This is a genomic window from Janthinobacterium sp. GW822-FHT07H10 (assembly GCF_058798675.1).
Map to the genome: position 1 here is coordinate 376,927 of NZ_JBXAKS010000004.1, position 17,924 is coordinate 394,850.

Below are 17,924 nucleotides of genomic sequence, written 5' to 3' on the forward strand. Positions count from 1 at the left end.
GCCATGACGACGCCTGCACTGAAAAAGGTCGTCATCTTCGGCGTGGGCCTGATCGGCGGCTCGTTCGCGCGCGCGTTAAAGCATGCGGGGGCGGTGGCCACGGTGGTCGGCATGGGCCGTTCGCCGGCCTCGATGGCGCGCGCCCTGGCGCTGGGCATCATCGACGAGATCGGCGGCGACATGGCGGAGGCCATCGCCGGCGCCGACCTGGTGCTGCTGGCCGCGCCCGTGGCGCAGACGGGGGCGATCCTGGCCTCCATCGCGCCGCATCTGCAGCCGGGCACCATCGTCACCGACGCGGGCAGCACGAAAAGCGACGTGGTGGCGGCGGCGCGCGCGGCGCTGGGGGGCAAGGTGGCGCAATTCGTGCCCGGCCATCCGATCGCGGGGCGCGAGACGAATGGCCCCGACGCCGCCATCATTGACTTGTATCAAGGCAAGAAAGTGGTGCTCACGCCGCTGGCGGAAAATGCCGCGGCCGACGTGGAGCGCGTGGCGGCCGCATGGCGTGCCTGCGGCGCCATCCTGCACGTCTTGACGCCCGCAGAACACGACAAGGTGTTTGCCGCCGTCAGCCATCTGCCGCATTTGCTGGCCTTTGCGCTGGTCGACGACATCGCCAGGAAACCGCACGCGGGCCTGCTGTTCCAGTACGCGGCCAGCGGCTTTCGCGACTTTACGCGCATCGCCGGCTCATCGCCGGAAATGTGGCGCGACATCAGCCTGGCCAACCAGCCGGCGCTGCTGCATGAGCTGGACGCCTACCTGGCGCAGTTGACGGCGCTGCGCGCGCACCTGGCCGCCGGCGACGGCGCCGCCATCGAAGGCGTGTATGCGAACGCCCAGCACGCCCGGCAGCAATGGATCGAGGCGATCGAAACGGCAGAAATACCGGCCGCGCCCGCACAATAAATATTCAAGGATTCCAGCATGACGCAAACCAAGCAATACCCCCACCATATCGACCTGAAGCCGGTCATGCACGCCGCAGGCACGGTGCGCCTGCCCGGCTCGAAAAGCATTTCCAACCGCGTGCTGCTACTGGCCGCGCTGGCCAAGGGCACGACGAAGATCGTCGACCTGCTCGCCTCCGACGACACCTTCGTCATGCTGACGGCCCTGACGTCGCTGGGCGTGAAATGGACGCAGGACGAGTTGCTGGGCGACCCGGCCACGGCACACCAGATCCACCACGTGGAAGGCTGCGGCGGCGTGTTCCCGCACCACGCGGCGGACCTGTTCATGGGCAATGCCGGCACGGCGATCCGCCCGCTGACGGCGGCGCTGGCCGTCATCGGCGGCGATTACACCCTGCACGGCGTGTCGCGCATGCACGAGCGCCCGATCGGCGACCTGGTCGATGCGCTGAACGCCGTCGGCACGCAGATCGAATACACGGGCGAGCAGGGTTTCCCGCCGCTGCGCATCCGCCGCGGCCATATCCACGCGCAGCGCATCGCCGTGCGCGGCAACGTGTCGAGCCAGTTCTTGACGGCCCTGCTGATGGTGGCGCCGCTGATGGCGCGCGACCACGCGGTGACCATCGACGTGACGGGCGAGCTGATTTCGAAGCCGTACATTGAAATTACCCTGAACCTGATGCGCCGCTTCGGCGTGACGGTCGAGCATGACGGCTGGCAGTCGTTCACCGTGCAGCCGGGCCAGCAGTACCAAAGCCCGGGCACCATCCACGTCGAGGGCGATGCCTCGTCGGCGTCGTACTTCCTGGCGGCCGGCGCCATCGGCGGCGGTCCCGTGCGCGTGGAGGGCGTGGGGCGCGACAGCATCCAGGGCGACGTGCGTTTCGTCGAAGCCTTGCAGCAGATGGGCGCGACCATCACCATGGGCGAGAACTGGATCGAGGCCCGTTCGAACGGCGTATTGAAAGCCGTCGACATGGATTTCAACCACATTCCCGACGCCGCCATGACGATCGCCGTGGCCGCCCTGTACGCGGACGGCACGAGCACCCTGCGCAATATCGCCAGCTGGAGAGTGAAGGAAACGGACCGCCTGGCCGCCATGGCGACGGAATTGCGCAAGCTCGGCGCGGACGTGGAAGAGGGGGCCGACTACCTGCGCGTGACGCCGCCTGCCGAGATCCAGCCAGCCACCATCGACACGTATGACGACCACCGCATGGCCATGTGCTTTTCGCTCGCTTCGCTGGACGGCGCCGCGCGCCGCGGCAACGAGATGCGCATCAACGACCCGAAATGCGTGGCCAAGACCTTCCCCGAGTATTTCGCCGCATTCGCGGGGATTGCCAGGGATACTTTGATTTAACCAGGTAACCCCAAGTGAAACCTGGGGCCGGACCCTGAGGGACCGACCCCGGCGCCGCTTTGAGGTTCAGTCTTTTTAATGTGACAAAACTATGCCGAACTCCAACATCCCAGTCATCGCCATCGACGGCCCCACCGCCTCAGGCAAGGGCACGGTGGCGCACCGCGTAGCCGACAAGCTCGGCTTTCATTACCTCGATTCCGGCGCGCTGTACCGCCTGACGGCCCTGTCGGCACTGCGCCGGGGTACGGACTTGCGCGACGAACACGCGCTGGCCAAGCTGGCCGAACACCTGCCATGCCATTTCGCCGGCGGCGAAATCCTGCTCGCGCATGAAAACGTCACCGAGCAGATCCGTGCCGAAGAAGTGGGCAATACGGCGTCTAAAATTGCCGTATTGCCAACTGTGCGCCACGCCCTCGTGGGTTTGCAGCTGGGCTTTCGCAAGACGCCGGGCCTGGTGGCCGACGGGCGCGACATGGGGACGGTGATCTTTCCGCATGCCGCGCTGAAGGTATTCCTCACGGCCAGCGTCGAGGCGCGCGCGCAACGGCGCTACAAGCAATTGATAGACAAGGGTTTTTCTGCTAATATGGAAGACCTTCTGATGGATTTGCAGGCGCGGGACGAACGTGATACTCACCGTGCGATTGCGCCGCTGGTCCCCGCGGAAGGGGCGCATGTCCTCGATACCTCGGGAATGACGGCCGATGAGGCTGTTGAAACCGTGTTGAAATGGTATGCGTCGGCAGCAAGATAAGCAGCAAAATAGCGTGCTTTATGTCATCTGTAATGCCTGCTATGTGGTGCCCGTGACGGCTCCTGGCCTGTCCGGGTGTGTCAAAAACCTAACCCAGTTTAAGTCGCATCGTGCGATCTCTGCTGGATAACCTGTGTGAACCCTATGTCTACTGTTACAACTAACGAATCTACCGGTATGGAAAGTTTTGCTGCGCTCTTCGAGGAATCGTTGTCGCGTCAAGATATGCGCTCCGGCGAAGTTATTTCCGCTGAAGTCGTGCGCCTCGACCACAATTTCGTGATCGTGAACGCTGGCCTCAAATCCGAAGCATTCATCCCTGTCGAAGAATTCAAGAACGACCACGGCGAACTGGAAGTCAAAGTTGGTGACTTCGTTTCCGTGGCGATCGAATCGCTGGAAAATGGTTTCGGCGATACCATCCTGTCGCGCGATAAAGCCAAGCGTCTGGCTTCGTGGCTGGCTCTGGAAAAAGCGATGGAATCGGGCGAAATCGTCGTCGGTACCGTCAACGGTAAAGTCAAAGGCGGTCTGACCGTGTTGACCAACGGCATCCGCGCATTCCTGCCGGGCTCGCTGGTTGATACCCGTCCTGTCAAAGACACCACCCCATTCGAAGGCAAAACCCTCGAATTCAAAGTGATCAAGCTGGATCGCAAGCGTAACAACGTGGTTCTGTCCCGCCGCGCCGTCATCGAAGCTTCGATGGGCGAAGAGCGTCAGAAACTGATGGAAACGCTGAAAGAAGGCACGGTCGTGACCGGCGTCGTCAAAAATATCACCGACTACGGCGCGTTCGTGGATCTGGGCGGTATCGATGGCCTGCTGCACATCACCGACCTGGCATGGCGCCGTGTACGTCACCCGTCGGAAGTATTGACGGTTGGCCAGGAAATCACCGCCAAAGTCCTGAAATACGATCAAGAGAAAAACCGTGTTTCGCTGGGCGTGAAACAACTGGGCGACGATCCTTGGACCGGTCTGTCCCGTCGTTACCCACAAAGCACCCGTCTGTTCGGTAAAGTAACGAACCTGACCGACTACGGCGCGTTCGTTGAAGTGGAGCAGGGTATCGAAGGTCTGGTACACGTTTCCGAAATGGACTGGACGAACAAAAACGTTGCTCCTAACAAAGTTGTCCAACTGGGCGACGAAGTAGAAGTGATGGTTCTGGAAATCGACGAAGAGCGTCGTCGTATCTCGCTGGGTATGAAACAGTGCAAAGCCAACCCATGGGACGACTTCGGTGTGACCCATAAGAAAGGTGACAAAGTCCGCGGCGCGATCAAATCGATCACCGACTTCGGCGTGTTCATCGGCCTGGCCGGCAACATCGACGGTCTGGTGCACCTGTCCGACCTGTCCTGGACCGAAACCGGCGAAGAAGCCGTGCGTCGCTTCAAGAAAGGTGACGAACTGGAAGCCATCGTTCTGGCCATCGACGTTGAGCGCGAGCGCGTTTCCCTGGGCGTCAAGCAACTGGAAGGTGACCCATTCAACAACTTCGCAGCCATGAACGACAAAGGCTCGCTGGTAACCGGTACCGTTAAATCGGTTGAGCCTAAAGGCGCCGTGATCCAACTGTCCGAAGAAGTTGAAGGCTACCTGCGCGCTTCCGAAATCTCGCGCGACCGCGTTGAAGATGCTGGTACGCACCTGAAAGTCGGCGATACCGTCGAAGCAATGGTGTTGAACATCGACCGCAAAGCCCGTGGTATCCAACTGTCGATCAAAGCGAAAGACAACGTTGAAACCCAGGAAGCCATGCAGAAGATGGCAGCTACCGACAACAACGCAGCTTCGGGCACCACCAGCCTGGGCGCCTTGTTGAAAGCTAAGTTCGATAACAAGAACTAAGACTGCGGATACGGCAGATGACAAAGTCCGAGCTGATCAACCGCCTCGCTGAGCGTTATTCTCAGCTGGTGGCGAAAGATGCGGAGTATGCCGTCAAGACCATTCTCGATGCGATGACCAACGCTCTGGCGACCGGTCAACGCATCGAGATCCGCGGTTTTGGCAGTTTTGCCCTGAACAGCAGGCCCCCGCGCATCGGTCGCAACCCGAAATCCGGCGACAAGGTGATGGTTCCCGAAAAACGGGTGCCCCACTTCAAGCCGGGCAAACAGTTGCGCGAGCGGGTGGACGCGATGGTCGGACAACCGATCATCGAGGATTAATCGTCTGCTGGAAGGCGACACAAAGAGCGGCGTCCTTGGATGCCGCTTTTTTTTGTTAATATGCTGAGAATACCTGACATAAGCTACTGCGCGTCGCGCTTTGCGGCCTGCGATGCTCACCGTACTTCAGTACGGTTGCGCTTCTTGGCCACAAATCACTGACGCTCGCTACGCTTCTGCCAGGCATTCCAAGGTTGTGCCATACGGGCATTTTTTGTACTTTCTGGGCGTATCGATGAAAATCATCTCCACCATCGTTGGCTGTGTTCTTTTCGTCCTGTTCTTCAGTTTTGCGCTGAAGAATGCGCAGGTTGTCGACCTGCATGTTTTCCTCAATTATGAAATTCGCGGCCCCCTGGTGTTGATGCTGCTGGGCTTTTTTGTCGCCGGCGCCAGCCTCGGCGTACTGGCCCTGACGCCCACCGTGTTCCGTCACCGCCGCGAAGCGACCAAGCAAAAAACCACCATCGCCGCGCTGCAGACCGTCGGCGTGGCCACCAATGTCCAGCCGCAACCGGACAGCGTGAGCGCGCAGCAGTAAGCGCCATCGCTCCTTTCTCTCTTACTCGAATAAAAACAATCGCATGGAATTTGAACTCTGGTGGCTCTTGGGTATCCCGGTGTTTTTCGCGCTGGGCTGGATCGCCGCGCGCGTTGACATCCATCAACTGGTGTCGGAATCGCGCAGTTTGCCGCGCAATTACTTCAAGGGCTTGAATTTCCTGCTCAACGAGCAGCACGACAAGGCCATCGATGCCTTCATCGAAGTGGTCAAGCTGGACCCGGAATCGGCCGACATGCACTTTGCACTGGGCAACCTGTTCCGCCGCCGTGGCGAGACGGAACGGGCCATCCGCGTGCACCAGAACTTGCTGGCGCGTCCCGACCTGCCGCTGGAGCAGCAGGGCCATGCCGCCTACGAGCTGGGCATGGATTACCTGAAGGCGGGCTTGCTGGACCGTGCCGAGGAAACCTTCAACAGCCTGGTCGACACGCAATATGCGGCCCAGGCGCGGCGTGCGCTGCTGGAAATCTACCAGCGCGAAAAGGAGTGGCCGCGTGCCATCGAAGCGGCCGTGGGCTTGCAGGAAGCGGGCGCCGGTGCACGGCAGAAGGAAATCGCGCAATTCTATTGCGAACTGGCGCATGACGCGCTCGTGCACCTGAAGCCGGACGAAGCCATGCCGCTGCTGGAAAAAGCCCTGCAGACGGACCGCAAGAGCGTGCGCGCCACCATCCTGACGGGCGACGTGCTGCTGGCGCGCGGCGACGTGGAAGGCGCGCTGACCACCTGGCGCCGTGTCGAGCAGCAAAGCGTGCCGCACGTGGCCCTGGTGGCGCAGCGCCTGATGGACGGTTATACCAAGCTCGGCCGTGCACAGGAAGGCGTCAACCTGCTGCGTTCCTACCTGGAAGAAGCGTCGTCGATCGACCTCATCGAAGTCGTCTTCAAGGCCGTCATCGAACTCGACGGCGTGGAAGCGGCGAAACAGCTGGTCAGCGCCGAATTGCGCCGCACGCCCACCCTGCTGGGCCTGGACAAGCTGCTCGAAGCGCGCATGATGGATGCCCCGGCCGCCATCTGGTCGGAGCTGTCGATGGTGAAAAACCTCGTGCACGGCTACACGCAAAAGCTGGCCCGCTACCAGTGCAGCCATTGCGGCTTCAAGGCGCGCCAGTTCTACTGGCACTGCCCGGGCTGCAACAAGTGGGAAACCTACCCGCCGCGCCGTACCGAAGAATTGAACGTCATGAATTAACCCTACACGCCACCTTGCCTCAGTGCAACGTGGCGTGTACTTGTTTGCAGCATCTATATTTAGAAATACGGTACAACCATGAAAATCACCATTATCGGCACGGGCTATGTCGGCCTCGTGACCGGCGCTTGCCTGGCAGAGCTGGGCAACGACGTTTTTTGTCTCGACCTGGACGCGCAAAAAGTGGCCCTGCTCAACAGCGGCGGCATCCCCATCCATGAGCCGGGCCTGGAAGAGGTCGTGGCGCGCAACCGCGCCGCCGGGCGCATGACTTTTTCCACCGACGTCGAGGCCGCTGCCGCGCATGGCGTGATGCAATTCATCGCCGTCGGCACCCCGCCCGACGAGGACGGCTCGGCCGACCTGCAATACGTGCTGGCCGCCGCGCGCGGCATCGGCAGGTACATGACGGATTACAAGGTCATCGTCGACAAGTCGACCGTGCCCGTCGGCACGGCCGAAAAAGTGCGCGCCGCCATCCAGGGCGAGCTCGACGCGCGCGGCGTGGCCGCCACTTTTTCCGTGGCGTCGAATCCGGAATTCCTCAAGGAAGGCGCGGCCGTCGAAGACTTCATGCGCCCGGACCGTATCGTCATCGGCGTCGACGCCACGCCGGACGGCGAGCGCGCGCGCGAATTGCTGAAGAGCCTGTACGCGCCATTCAACCGCAACCACGAGCGCACTTACTGGATGGACGTGCGTTCGGCCGAATTCACGAAATATGCGGCGAATGCCATGCTGGCCACGCGCATTTCCTTCATGAATGAACTGGCCAACCTGGCCGACAAGGTCGGCGTCGACATCGAGGCCGTGCGCCACGGCATCGGCTCCGATCCGCGCATCGGCCACAGCTTCCTGTATGCAGGCTGCGGCTATGGCGGTTCGTGCTTCCCGAAAGACGTGCAGGCGCTCGAGCGCACGGCGCGCGGCCACGGTCAGGAATTGCTGATCCTGCGCGCCGTCGAAGCGGTGAACGACAAGCAGAAGATGGTGCTGGGCGGGAAAGTGGTCAAGCGCTTCGGCGAAGACCTGTCCGGCCGGCATTTTGCCGTGTGGGGCCTGGCTTTCAAGCCGAACACGGACGACATGCGCGAAGCGTCGGCCCGCGTGCTGCTGCGCGACTTGCTGCAGCGCGGCGCCACGGTGGCCGTGTATGACCCTGTCGCCATGGCCGAGGCCAAGCGCGTATTGCAGCTGGACCTGACGCCGGCGCAGCTGGAAAACGTGCGCTTTGCCGCCAGCCCGATCGACGCGCTGACGGATGCCGACGCGCTGGCCATCGTGACCGAGTGGAAAGCCTTCCGCAGCCCCGATTTCGAGCAGATCAAGGCACGCCTGAAGGAAGCCGTGATCTTTGACGGCCGCAACCTGTTCGAACCAGCCGTCATGGCCGAGGCGGGCATCGAATACCACGGGATCGGTCGCTCGATCCTGACGCGCGCATGAGCGCCCGCGACTTGACGGTGCCAGCCGCGCTGGCCCAGGTGCGCCTGCTGGTGGTGGGCGACGTGATGCTGGACCGTTACTGGTTCGGCGACGTCAGCCGTATTTCGCCGGAAGCGCCCGTGCCCATCGTGCGCATCGAGAAGCGCGAGGAACGCCTGGGCGGCGCGGCCAACGTGGCGCGCAATGCGGCCGCGCTGGGGGCGAAGACGAGCTTGCTCGGCGTGGTGGGCGACGACGAGGCGGGCAGCCAGGTCGAGCATTTGCTCACGGGCAGCGGCATCCATAGCTACCTGAAGCGCGACGCGGCCATCTCCACCATCATCAAGCTGCGCGTGATCGGGCGCCAGCAGCAAATGCTGCGCATCGACTTCGAGGATGCGCCCAGCGATACGGTGCTGCGCGACAAGCTGGCGCAATTCAACGCGCTGTTGCCCAACTATGACGTGGTGATCCTGTCCGACTATGCGAAAGGCAGCCTGGTGAACGTGGCGGAGATGATCAAGGCGGCGAGAAAGGCTGGCAAGATCGTCATGGTCGACCCGAAAGGCGATGATTTCAGCCGCTATACGGGGGCGTCAGTGCTTACTCCGAACAAGTCGGAATTGCGCCGCGTGATCGGCAGCTGGAGTACGGAAGAGCAACTCACCGAGCGGGCGCAGCAGATGCGCGCGCAGCTGGGTCTGGACGCCTTGCTGCTGACGCGCTCGGAAGAGGGCATGAGCCTGTACACGGCCGACGAGGTGCTGCACATGCCTACCGATGCGCGCGAAGTGTTCGACGTCTCGGGCGCCGGCGACACGGTGATCGCCACCATGGCGGCCATGCTGGGCGCCGGCATGAGCCTGGGCGACGCCGTGCGCACGGCCAACCGCGCCGGCGGCATCGTCGTCGGCAAGCTGGGCACGGCCACCGTCACCCGCGACGAGCTGTTCCCGGAATAATCCGCTTTATCCCGCATCTTGCCTGCGCCAGAGCGTTTGATCTGGCGCAGGCTTTCCCCTTCCGTTGTGCCCCCATCTTGTCAACCGTATCACGTCCCAGCCGTTAAAGTCGTTAAGGCGCTGTTCCTCCCTTGCGTTCGAGTCATCTTGAAACCACATCACGGAGAGATACCTATGTTTAAAAAAATACTGCTGGCCATCGCCACCCTGATTGCGACCATGGGCTTCGCGTTTGCCCAGGTTGACGTCAACAAGGCGGACCAGGCGGCACTCGACAGCGTCAAGGGCATCGGCCCCGTCACCTCGAAAGCCATCGTCGACGAGCGGGCCAAGGGCGGCGCCTTCAAGGATTGGGCCGATTTTGAAGCCCGTGTGAAGGGCATCGGTCCGAAAAGCTCCGTGAAACTGTCGGAAGCGGGCTTGCAGGTGAATGGCCAGGCCAAGTCCGGCGCGCCGGCGGCCCCGGTCGCCAAGCCGGCCGCGGCAAAAAAGGAAACTGCTGTGAAGGAAGTTGCAGCGAAAGAAGCCGCGCCGAAGCCAGCTGCTGCGACCGACACCGCTGCGGCACCAGCCAAGTCGGCCGCTGAAACGAAGAAGGAAGCCGCCGCTGCCCGCAAGGAAGCCAAGGCCGCCGCTGCCGCCGCGAAAAAAGAAGCTGCCGCCGCCAAGGTAGTGCCCGCAGCAGCGACCGCTCCGGTTGCCGCAGCCGCTGATGCCGCTCCCGTGAAGACGGCCGCGGAAACGAAGAAGGAAGCGGCTGCCGCGAAGAAAGCGGCAACGGCCGCCAAGAAAGAGGCCAAGGCTGCGGAAGCGGCTGCGAAGAAGGAAGCCAAGCTGGCTGCTGCCGAAGCGAAGAAGGCGGAAGCCGAGAAAAAGTAAGCGTGTTGCTGTACAGCGTGTTGTGTGGTGGTGCCGCGCAGCACGACAAGGAAACCCCGCGTGGTACCGGCCGCGCGGGGTTTTTTTATTCCCGCTCGTTCTGGCGCATGAAAGGCGCCTTCAGCTGCCCTGTCAGCGTCCTGGGCATGGCCGCCTCGATGCCGCAGGCGCTGGGCCATTCGCGCGGCAAGTGGTGGGTGCCGAACAGGCGGTCCAGCACGGGCAGGGTCGAGGCGTAGTTGCGGTTGATGTGCTCGAGCTTGCTGTGGTGCCAATGGTGGAAGGCGGGCGTGGCCACCAGCCATTCGAGCGGGCCAAAGCGCCAGCGCAGGTTGGCGTGGATGAAGAAGCCCCAGACGGTGCCGAGCAACAGCAGCAGCACGGGCGCCGCGCTGCCCGCCGCGCCGGGGCCGGCCAGGCCCAGCAGATACAGGGGCGTCAGGCCGAACAGGCGCGTGACGACCATGTCGACGGGGTGGGTGCGCGTGTTGGCGAGGAAATACAGCTGCTCCGTACTGTGGTGCACGGCGTGGTAGCGCCACAGCCACGGTATTTCATGGCTGAGTCTATGCCCCCAGTAAGTGCCGACTTCGCCGATCAGCAAGCCCAGCAGCAGTTTGGCCCACAGGGGCAGGGCGGCCAGGGTGGCGGGAATGGCGTCCGGCAGCAGGCGCTGGCCAGCGACGGCGACCAGGGCCAGTGGCGCGGCCAGCAGTATGGCCGGCAGCAGGCTGCTGAGGAAATAAAAGCCCAGGTCGCTGAACAGTTCCGTGCGGGATCGTCCCGCATGCCGTTCGCCAAAGTAGCGTTCGAGCGGCACGAAGATCACGCTCAGCAGTACCAGCCACAGGCCCAGGCGCAGCACATCGACGGCGATGCCGGGAAGTTGCATTTGCACGGTGTGGAGCAGGCTCATGGTAGCGATGGGATTGGGCGGTGAAAACCCCGGCCCAGGAAATGCCGGTTCGTATCATCTGGCGCGCCAGGGCGTAACAAAACCCTAGCGAGCGGATGCGCGGCGCGGCCGGGCAGCGCAGCTGTACAAAGTACAGCGAGCATCGCAGGGCACGCGCCGCGCAGCAGGTTTGGTCAGCCTTTGCGGCGCCGCGCCATGAAGCCGAGCAAGGCCAGGCCGCCGATCAGCATGCCCCAGGTCGACGGTTCCGGTACGGCCGAGACCAGCGAGACGCCATCGAGCAGCATGAATGGCGGCGCGCCGGATGGGCTGCCCTTGGCCATGAACGACAGCAATTCGCTGCTGCTGGTGGCCGTGAAGGTCATGCTGGCCTGGTGCCAGCCCGTGAAACCCTGGCTGACGTTGGCCAGCGAGGTGGTTTGCTGTTTGCTGTTGCCCAGCGACACATCCCAGTAATTGACCAGGTTATCGCCACGGAAGCCCACCTGCTGGCCCGCGCCGTAGGAAAAACTCAGGGTGTAGGCCTGGCCTGGGATCAGGCCGCTGACTTGCTGCGTGACGGGGCCGGGGAAGTAATCCCAGTCGGCCGCCAGCACATTGCCGCCCGTGGGGCTGACGCCCAGGCCGTTTTGCGGGCCACGGCCGCTGTACGAGTTCGGCCCCCACAAGGCCAGCGCCGTTGGTGCGTTGGTATCGTCGATGTTGTTGCCATTCAAGACGAAGTTGTAGCCCTTGCTGGACCAGTCGGTCAGGTAGGTGCGGTCGTTGCGGTCGTAGTTGCCTTCGTTCAGCTGTTTCGACGTGCCGTTGCTGGTCAGTTCGAAATCGCCATTCTTGACGAGGTTTGTGGATGCCTGGGCCGCCGTGGCGGACAGCGCGGCAGCGGCGGACAGCGCCAGTACTGGGAATAAGTTACGCATGATCATAGCTCCAAAAGTGACAGGTCAGTGTTGCAGTCTGTCGGCGAGCTTTTGGCCAACGGCGGGTTTCGTCGCGGAAGGGGCGAGAAATGTATTTCTGTGACAACTATTATGTCTGGGTGGCTAAATTATAGCAGCGTTTGGCAAAACAGCATCTAACATGTCTCGAAAACAATAAATATTTTTAATTGGTAATTTAATCAAGATTCAACTACATGCATGCCGACAGGCGGCCGCTACAGTTGCGATTCGATCGGCAGCCAGCGCATGACGGCGACCAGCGCGCGGCGCCAGAAACCGGACTCCGGATCGTGCGTCCACACCCTGGGTGGCTCTTCGGTGGCATCGGACCAGCGCAGCGCGCCATCGTCGAGGAACAAGCGGTAGCTGGTATCGCTCGAGACCGAACGCAGGAACAGCGCGCGCATGTCGCTTGCCAGCGCCGGGTCGGCAAACAGCACGCCCATTTCCGTGTTCAGCTGTGCTGAACGGGGATCGAGGTTGAAGGAGCCGACAAAACCGCGCTCGCCATCGACCACCACGGCCTTGGTGTGCAGGCTGGCGCGGCTCGAGCCCATCAGGCTGATGCGCTTGCGGTGCAGGGTCTTCAATTCATACAGGTCGACACCGCCCGCGAGCAGCAGCTGGCGGTAGCGCGCATAGCCCGCGTGGACCAGCGCGACGTCGGTGGCGGCCAGCGAGTTGGTCAGGACGCCGACCTTGACGCCGGCGCCGACCTTGCCGCCCAGCGTGGCGCTGAGAGCCGTGCCGGGCACGAAGTACGGCGAGGTCAGCAGCACTTCCTCGCGCGCCTGCGTCAACAGGGGCAGCAAGCTATGCATGAGCCAGTGCTCGCTCCGCTGCAGGCTGGCCACGGGCGCGGCTTTTTCCGGCGGATCCGACACCACCTGCACGTGCTCGCTCCAGTGCAAACGCAGGCGTCCGTCCAGATGGGCTTGCAGCTGGCCCGCATCGGTCAGTTGCTGCAAGTATGGCGAGGCGCCCACTTCGCCCGTCAGGGCGTCGAGGCGGGCGCGCACGGCCTGCAGTTCCGGTGCGCCGGCGTTCTTGCCGGCATGCAGGGCGCCGATGGGAATGACGGCACGGCTGTTCCAGAAACGGTCGAAGATGTCGCTCGTCTGCTGCACGACGGGCCCCACCAGCAGCAGGTCGGCATCCTGGAAATTGACTTGTTCGGCGGCATCGAAGTATTCGTCGCCGATATTGCGCCCGCCGACGATGGCTACCCTGCCGTCGACGATCCAGGCCTTGTTGTGCATGCGCCGGTTCAGGCTGACGGCGCGCAAGGCCATTTCCACGGCGCGGCGCCAGATGCCGTCGCGGTTGCGGCCCGGATTGAAGATGCGCACGTCGATCAGCGGATGGCTGTCCAGCGCCAGGATGGCCGCGTCCTGGCCGCGTGCGTTGATGTCGTCGAGCAGCACGCGCACGCGCACGCCACGGTCGGCCGCGCGCAGCAGTTCGCGCACCAGCAGCCGTCCCGTGACGTCGTTATGCCAGATGTAGTATTGCAGGTCGATGCTGCGGCCCGCTTCGCGCGCGCTCAGGGCGCGCAGGGCGAACGCTTCCAGGTTGTCGTCGATCAGGGCCGTGCCGCTTTGCTGCGGGCGCTGCGCCAGTTGCGGCGCCAGCACGCGGTCAAGCAGGGTGGCGTCCGCCGCTACGGGCAAGGCTTGCCCTGGCGGCCCCAGCGAACGCTCGGCGAAGCGGCCGTAGCTGTACAGGGCGGCAATGCTGAGCAGAATGAACAGCGTGGCGAGCAGCAGTTTGACCAGCATGGGGCGCACCGTCAGCGGACCGCGCGCAGGCGCTGGCGGGCGGGAATGAAGGCGAACTGACGCATGCGTGCTCTTTCATCTGGAGGGGAACGCCCGATTGTAGCAGTTTCTATAACGCATGATTTTCAGACTGCGCCGGCCGGCAGCCGCGCCAGGAAACCGTGAATCTGGGAAACGACGGCCGCTCCTTCTCCCACGGCGGCGGCCACGCGCTTGGTCGAGCCGGCGCGCACGTCGCCGATGGCGAAGACGCCCGGCACGCTCGTTTCCAGCGCCGCCCGCTCCGGCAAGTCGGGCGGCGGGTTGAATAACTGCGCGGCGTGGCCGTGGGCGCGGCATTCGGCGCGCGTGACGTCGAAGCCCGTGCGGATGAAGCCCTGTTCGTCGACGGCGACGGCGCAGTCGTGCAGCCAGTCCGTATTCGGATCGGCGCCGACGAAGAGAAACACGCGGCGCACGGCGCAATCGCACTCTTCGCCGCTGGCATTGTTGCGCCAGCGCGCGCCCGTCAAGCCATCCTCGTCGCCTTCGAGGGCGATGATTTCCGTGTGCGTGTGCAAGGTGATGTTGGGCGTGGCGGCGATGCGCTCGATCAGGTAGCTCGACATGCTGGCCGCCAGTCCCTCGCCGCGGATCACCATGTGGACTCTGGCCGCGTGGCCGGAGAGGAATACGGCCGCCTGGCCGGCCGAGTTGCCGCCGCCGACCAGAATGATCTCTTCCTGCCGGCACAGCTTGGCCTCGATGGGTGAGGCCCAGTAATACACGCCCCGTCCCTCGTAGGTTTTCAGGTTCGCCAGCGACGGGCGGCGGTAGCGCGCGCCGCACGACAGCACCACCGTGCGGGCGCGCACCTGGGTGCCGTCGCACAGGGTCACGCGCAGCGGCCAGCTGTCGCACAGCAGGTTGGCGGCGCTGGCCGGCGTGGCGATCTCGACGCCGAACTTTTGCGCCTGCACGTAGGCGCGGCCGGCCAGTGCGCGGCCGGAGATTCCCGTTGGAAAGCCCAGGTAATTTTCGATGCGCGCGCTGGCGCCCGCCTGGCCGCCATACGCGCGCTGTTCCAGGGCCAGCACGGACAAGCCTTCCGAGGCCGCATACACGGCCGTCGCCAGGCCGGCCGGGCCGGCGCCCACCACGAGCACGTCGAAAATCTTGTCGCCGGACAAATCGGGCAGCATGCCCAGGCAGCGCCCCAGTTCCGCATTGCCCGGATTCTTCATGACCTTGCCGTCGGGACACACCACCAGCGGCCACTCCTGCGGCGTGGGCCGGTAGCGCTCGGCCAGCGCGGCGGCGGCCGCATCGCTGGCCGGGTCGAGCACCGTGTGCGGATGGCCATTGCTCGACAAGAAGCTTTGCAGCTGGAACAGATTGCCATTGCCGCGCGGTCCCACCAGCACGGGGCCGCCCGAATTGACTTCGATCAGCGCCACGCGGCGCAGGATCAGGGCGCGCACGATGCGCTCGCCCATTTCCGCTTCCGCCACGATCAGCGCGCGCAAGGATTCCGAGCTGATCACGAGCACCTCCACGTCGCCCACGGCATGGCCGTTGACGAGGGCGGGGCGGCCCGACAGCTGCGCCACTTCGGCGATGAAGTGGCCGGGGCCGATTTCGCGCATCAGCGAGGTGCGGCCCAGTCCTTCATGGCGCGTGACGGCCACGTTGCCCGACAGGATGACCAGCATGCCGAAGCTGCTGCTGCCCGCCTCGAACAGGGTGGCGCCGCCGGCGTAGTGGCAGACCTTGCCATAGCGTTGCAATCGGCGCAGTTCCGCTTCGGTGAAGACGGGGGAAATCTGGTGCATGCGGCCCTGGATATCGAGGCTGCTGGCCTGGACGGGATCGTCCTGCGTGGTTTCGGGGATGAATTCGGGTGTGGTGCTGGCCATGACTAATCCATTGATTGAATAAGCAAATTACTAAAATAACTAACCGCCACGAGTCTAGCGCATGCGCGCGCGGGGCGCCGGGAAGCCGCATGGCCTCGCCCGTAACTGCTGCAAAGCAAGGCGCCATGCGGCCTGGCGCCAGGGCGCTCGCAACGCGGCCTGCCTGGCGGGGCAGCGGTTTTTAGCCGTACGCCGTCCAGCATCTCATATTAGAATGGGTCTTTGTTGAAATTACTCAAACAGACACGATGGCTTACAAGACACTGGAAGATACGATAGGCAATACCCCGCTGGTGCAGCTGACGCGCTTGCCGGGCGCCGATGCGATCGCGCGCAATAACGTCATCTTGGGCAAGCTGGAAGGCAACAACCCGGCCGGCTCCGTGAAGGACCGCGCCGCCATGTCCATGCTCAAGCGCGCTGAAGAACGCGGCGTCATCAAGCCGGGCGATACCCTGATCGAGGCCACCAGCGGCAATACCGGCATTGCGCTGGCCATGGCTGCCGCCTTGCGCGGTTACAAGATGCTGTTGCTGATGCCGGATAACCTCAGCGTGGAGCGCCGCCAGAGCATGGCCGCCTACGGCGCCGACATTTTATTGACGCCGAAGACGGGCGGCATGGAATATGCGCGCGACCTGGCCGAGCAGATGCAGAAGGATGGCCGCGGCGTGATCCTCGACCAGTTCGCCAATGAAGACAATTCGCGCGCCCACTATGAAACGACGGGGCCGGAAATCTGGCGCGACACGGACGGGCGCGTCACGCACTTCGTCAGCGCCATGGGCACGACGGGCACCATCATGGGCGTGTCGCGCTACCTGAAGGAACAGAATCCCGCCATCCAGATCATCGGCGCGCAGCCCGAGGAAGGCTCGCAGATTCCCGGCATCCGCAAATGGCCGGAAGCATATTTGCCGAAAATCTACGACAAGAGCCGCGTCGACCAGGTCGAATACGTGAGCCAGGGCGTGGCAGAGCGCATGGCGCGCAGCCTGGCGGCGGAAGAGGGCTTGTTCTGCGGCATCTCCGCGGCTGGCGCATGCGAAATCGCGCTGCGCATTTCGCAGACGGTGGAAAATGCGACGATCGTGTTTGTCGTCTGCGACCGCGGCGACCGCTATCTGTCGACCGGCGTCTTTCCTGCCTGATAGCGGAGGCCGGCTGCTGCGCGGCGCGCTTTGCGGCCTGCGATGCTCACCGTGCTGGAGCACGGTTGCGCTTCTTGGCCGCAGATCACTGCCCCTTGCGACGGCGTAGGCGGGCGTCGATGCAGCTTGGAAAATACGGTGGTAGGTGGAAATATACTGTGGCCAGGACGGCCGGAGAACTGCTGAAAACTACCCCCTCCCCATGGCGGGGAGGGAAAACCTGCATAACTGGCAGGATCAGCCTTGTGGCGTTTCGCCTTCTTTTGGCTTGAATTGCTTGTCGCTGATGCGGAATTTGTTGCGGCGGTCACCCATCAGGTAACGCAGGTCACGGATGCTCAGGTCGCTGACTTCATGCATGCGTATCAGCAGCGATGCGCCGACCGGCAGGCGGTGGTGGCGGATTTTGCTGATGACTGGTGGCGCGACTTCCAGTGCGCGCGACAGGGCTGCGTCGTTTTTCAGGCGCAGGTTTTCGATCAGGGTATCGAGCAATCTGTTTGGGTTGTACTGAAGCAGATCGTCGGAGTCCGAATCGCTGTTCATATCAATGCCGACTTGGTTTGTCATGATGTTGTTGTTCCTTCTGTAGTTGCACTGCAAAGTAAAAAACACTCGGAGCTCGCTCTTGCTGCGTTCATGTTCATTCTTTACTAAAAGGAACAAATTCACACACGGTACGATCCGGGAGACAGTTTTTCATAATATATACACAATTGTACAGCAGGATTCAATTTCAGGCTGGAAAGCACTGCAATCTTGCTTGGTACAGAATCGGCGTTGTCTTGCTGCAACACCTATTTATTCTTTATTATTGCTCTATGATAGAACAAAAATTGTACTTTGACAAAAGTTAAGTATAAAACCATTTCTGTATCCCGTGCCGCACAACAGGCTGGCGAGCGAGGCTGGCACGATGTTATCGACTCCACCATAGACGTGTTTGCCGGTCGCTTCAACATCGCTTACGCTTTCTTACAAGTAATATTAC

General features: G+C 62.8%; 16 protein-coding genes. 11 read left to right on the forward strand and 5 right to left on the reverse strand.

The genetic code is table 11. The annotated features are described in order from the left end of the window. Positions 1–3 precede the first annotated feature (3 nt). The 10 genes from AC1RDJ_RS12400 (at position 4) to AC1RDJ_RS12445 (ending at position 10,252) form a co-directional block, all read left to right on the forward strand. Positions 4–912 (forward strand): prephenate dehydrogenase, encoded by a 909-nt coding sequence (locus tag AC1RDJ_RS12400; RefSeq protein ID WP_071324915.1) that lies wholly within the window; start codon positions 4–6, stop codon positions 910–912. Positions 913–930: 18 nt separating this feature from the next. Further along, positions 931–2,286 carry a 3-phosphoshikimate 1-carboxyvinyltransferase gene (gene aroA / locus AC1RDJ_RS12405; RefSeq protein WP_071324914.1) on the forward strand — a complete coding sequence of 452 codons (1,356 nt, stop codon included), beginning with the start codon at positions 931–933 and terminating at the stop codon, positions 2,284–2,286. A gap of 91 nt (positions 2,287–2,377) precedes the next feature. Next, positions 2,378–3,046 (forward strand): (d)CMP kinase, encoded by a 669-nt coding sequence (gene cmk, locus AC1RDJ_RS12410; RefSeq protein ID WP_071324913.1) that lies wholly within the window; start codon positions 2,378–2,380, stop codon positions 3,044–3,046. A gap of 144 nt (positions 3,047–3,190) precedes the next feature. Further along, on the forward strand, positions 3,191–4,903 hold the full coding sequence (rpsA, locus tag AC1RDJ_RS12415) for a 30S ribosomal protein S1 (RefSeq protein WP_071650172.1): 1,713 nt from the start codon (positions 3,191–3,193) through the stop codon (positions 4,901–4,903). Positions 4,904–4,920: 17 nt separating this feature from the next. After that, a complete protein-coding gene (locus AC1RDJ_RS12420; protein WP_008446215.1) occupies positions 4,921–5,226 on the forward strand; it encodes an integration host factor subunit beta in 306 nt (101 codons plus the stop codon). Between the two features lie 235 nt (positions 5,227–5,461). Further along, a complete protein-coding gene (locus tag AC1RDJ_RS12425; RefSeq protein ID WP_071326647.1) occupies positions 5,462–5,767 on the forward strand; it encodes a LapA family protein in 306 nt (101 codons plus the stop codon). Positions 5,768–5,810: 43 nt separating this feature from the next. Beyond that, the gene (lapB, locus tag AC1RDJ_RS12430; protein ID WP_071324912.1) at positions 5,811–6,986 is read left to right on the forward strand and encodes a lipopolysaccharide assembly protein LapB; all 1,176 of its coding nucleotides are present in this window, start codon (positions 5,811–5,813) and stop codon (positions 6,984–6,986) included. A gap of 78 nt (positions 6,987–7,064) precedes the next feature. Next, on the forward strand, positions 7,065–8,432 hold the full coding sequence (locus AC1RDJ_RS12435) for a UDP-glucose dehydrogenase family protein (protein ID WP_493027591.1): 1,368 nt from the start codon (positions 7,065–7,067) through the stop codon (positions 8,430–8,432). Then, positions 8,429–9,373, forward strand: coding sequence for a D-glycero-beta-D-manno-heptose-7-phosphate kinase (gene rfaE1, locus AC1RDJ_RS12440; protein WP_071324910.1), 945 nt, complete (start codon positions 8,429–8,431; stop codon positions 9,371–9,373). The genes AC1RDJ_RS12435 and rfaE1 overlap by 4 nt, the downstream gene beginning before the upstream one ends. A gap of 174 nt (positions 9,374–9,547) precedes the next feature. Continuing rightward, positions 9,548–10,252, forward strand: coding sequence for a ComEA family DNA-binding protein (locus AC1RDJ_RS12445; protein WP_071324909.1), 705 nt, complete (start codon positions 9,548–9,550; stop codon positions 10,250–10,252). Between the two features lie 85 nt (positions 10,253–10,337). On the opposite strand, the gene AC1RDJ_RS12450 is transcribed toward AC1RDJ_RS12445, so the two are convergent. From AC1RDJ_RS12450 to AC1RDJ_RS12465, 4 genes are all read right to left on the reverse strand, one after another. After that, positions 10,338–11,168, reverse strand: coding sequence for a sterol desaturase family protein (locus AC1RDJ_RS12450; protein ID WP_493027592.1), 831 nt, complete (start codon positions 11,166–11,168; stop codon positions 10,338–10,340). Between the two features lie 173 nt (positions 11,169–11,341). Further along, positions 11,342–12,088 (reverse strand): PEPxxWA-CTERM sorting domain-containing protein, encoded by a 747-nt coding sequence (locus AC1RDJ_RS12455; RefSeq protein WP_493027593.1) that lies wholly within the window; start codon positions 12,086–12,088, stop codon positions 11,342–11,344. 236 nt (positions 12,089–12,324) lie between these two features. Continuing rightward, on the reverse strand, positions 12,325–13,887 hold the full coding sequence (locus AC1RDJ_RS12460; protein WP_493027594.1) for a phospholipase D family protein: 1,563 nt from the start codon (positions 13,885–13,887) through the stop codon (positions 12,325–12,327). 125 nt (positions 13,888–14,012) lie between these two features. Then, complete coding sequence (locus tag AC1RDJ_RS12465; RefSeq protein WP_493027595.1) at positions 14,013–15,782, reverse strand: FAD-dependent oxidoreductase; 1,770 nt, start codon at positions 15,780–15,782, stop codon at positions 14,013–14,015. A 248-nt stretch (positions 15,783–16,030) separates the two neighbouring features. Between AC1RDJ_RS12465 and cysM the strand changes: the two genes are divergently transcribed. Next, complete coding sequence (cysM, locus tag AC1RDJ_RS12470; protein WP_071324906.1) at positions 16,031–16,933, forward strand: cysteine synthase CysM; 903 nt, start codon at positions 16,031–16,033, stop codon at positions 16,931–16,933. Positions 16,934–17,170: 237 nt separating this feature from the next. Here cysM and AC1RDJ_RS12475 read toward each other — a convergent pair whose 3' ends face one another. Beyond that, on the reverse strand, positions 17,171–17,503 hold the full coding sequence (locus AC1RDJ_RS12475) for a hypothetical protein (RefSeq protein ID WP_034751784.1): 333 nt from the start codon (positions 17,501–17,503) through the stop codon (positions 17,171–17,173). Positions 17,504–17,924: the final 421 nt, after the last annotated feature.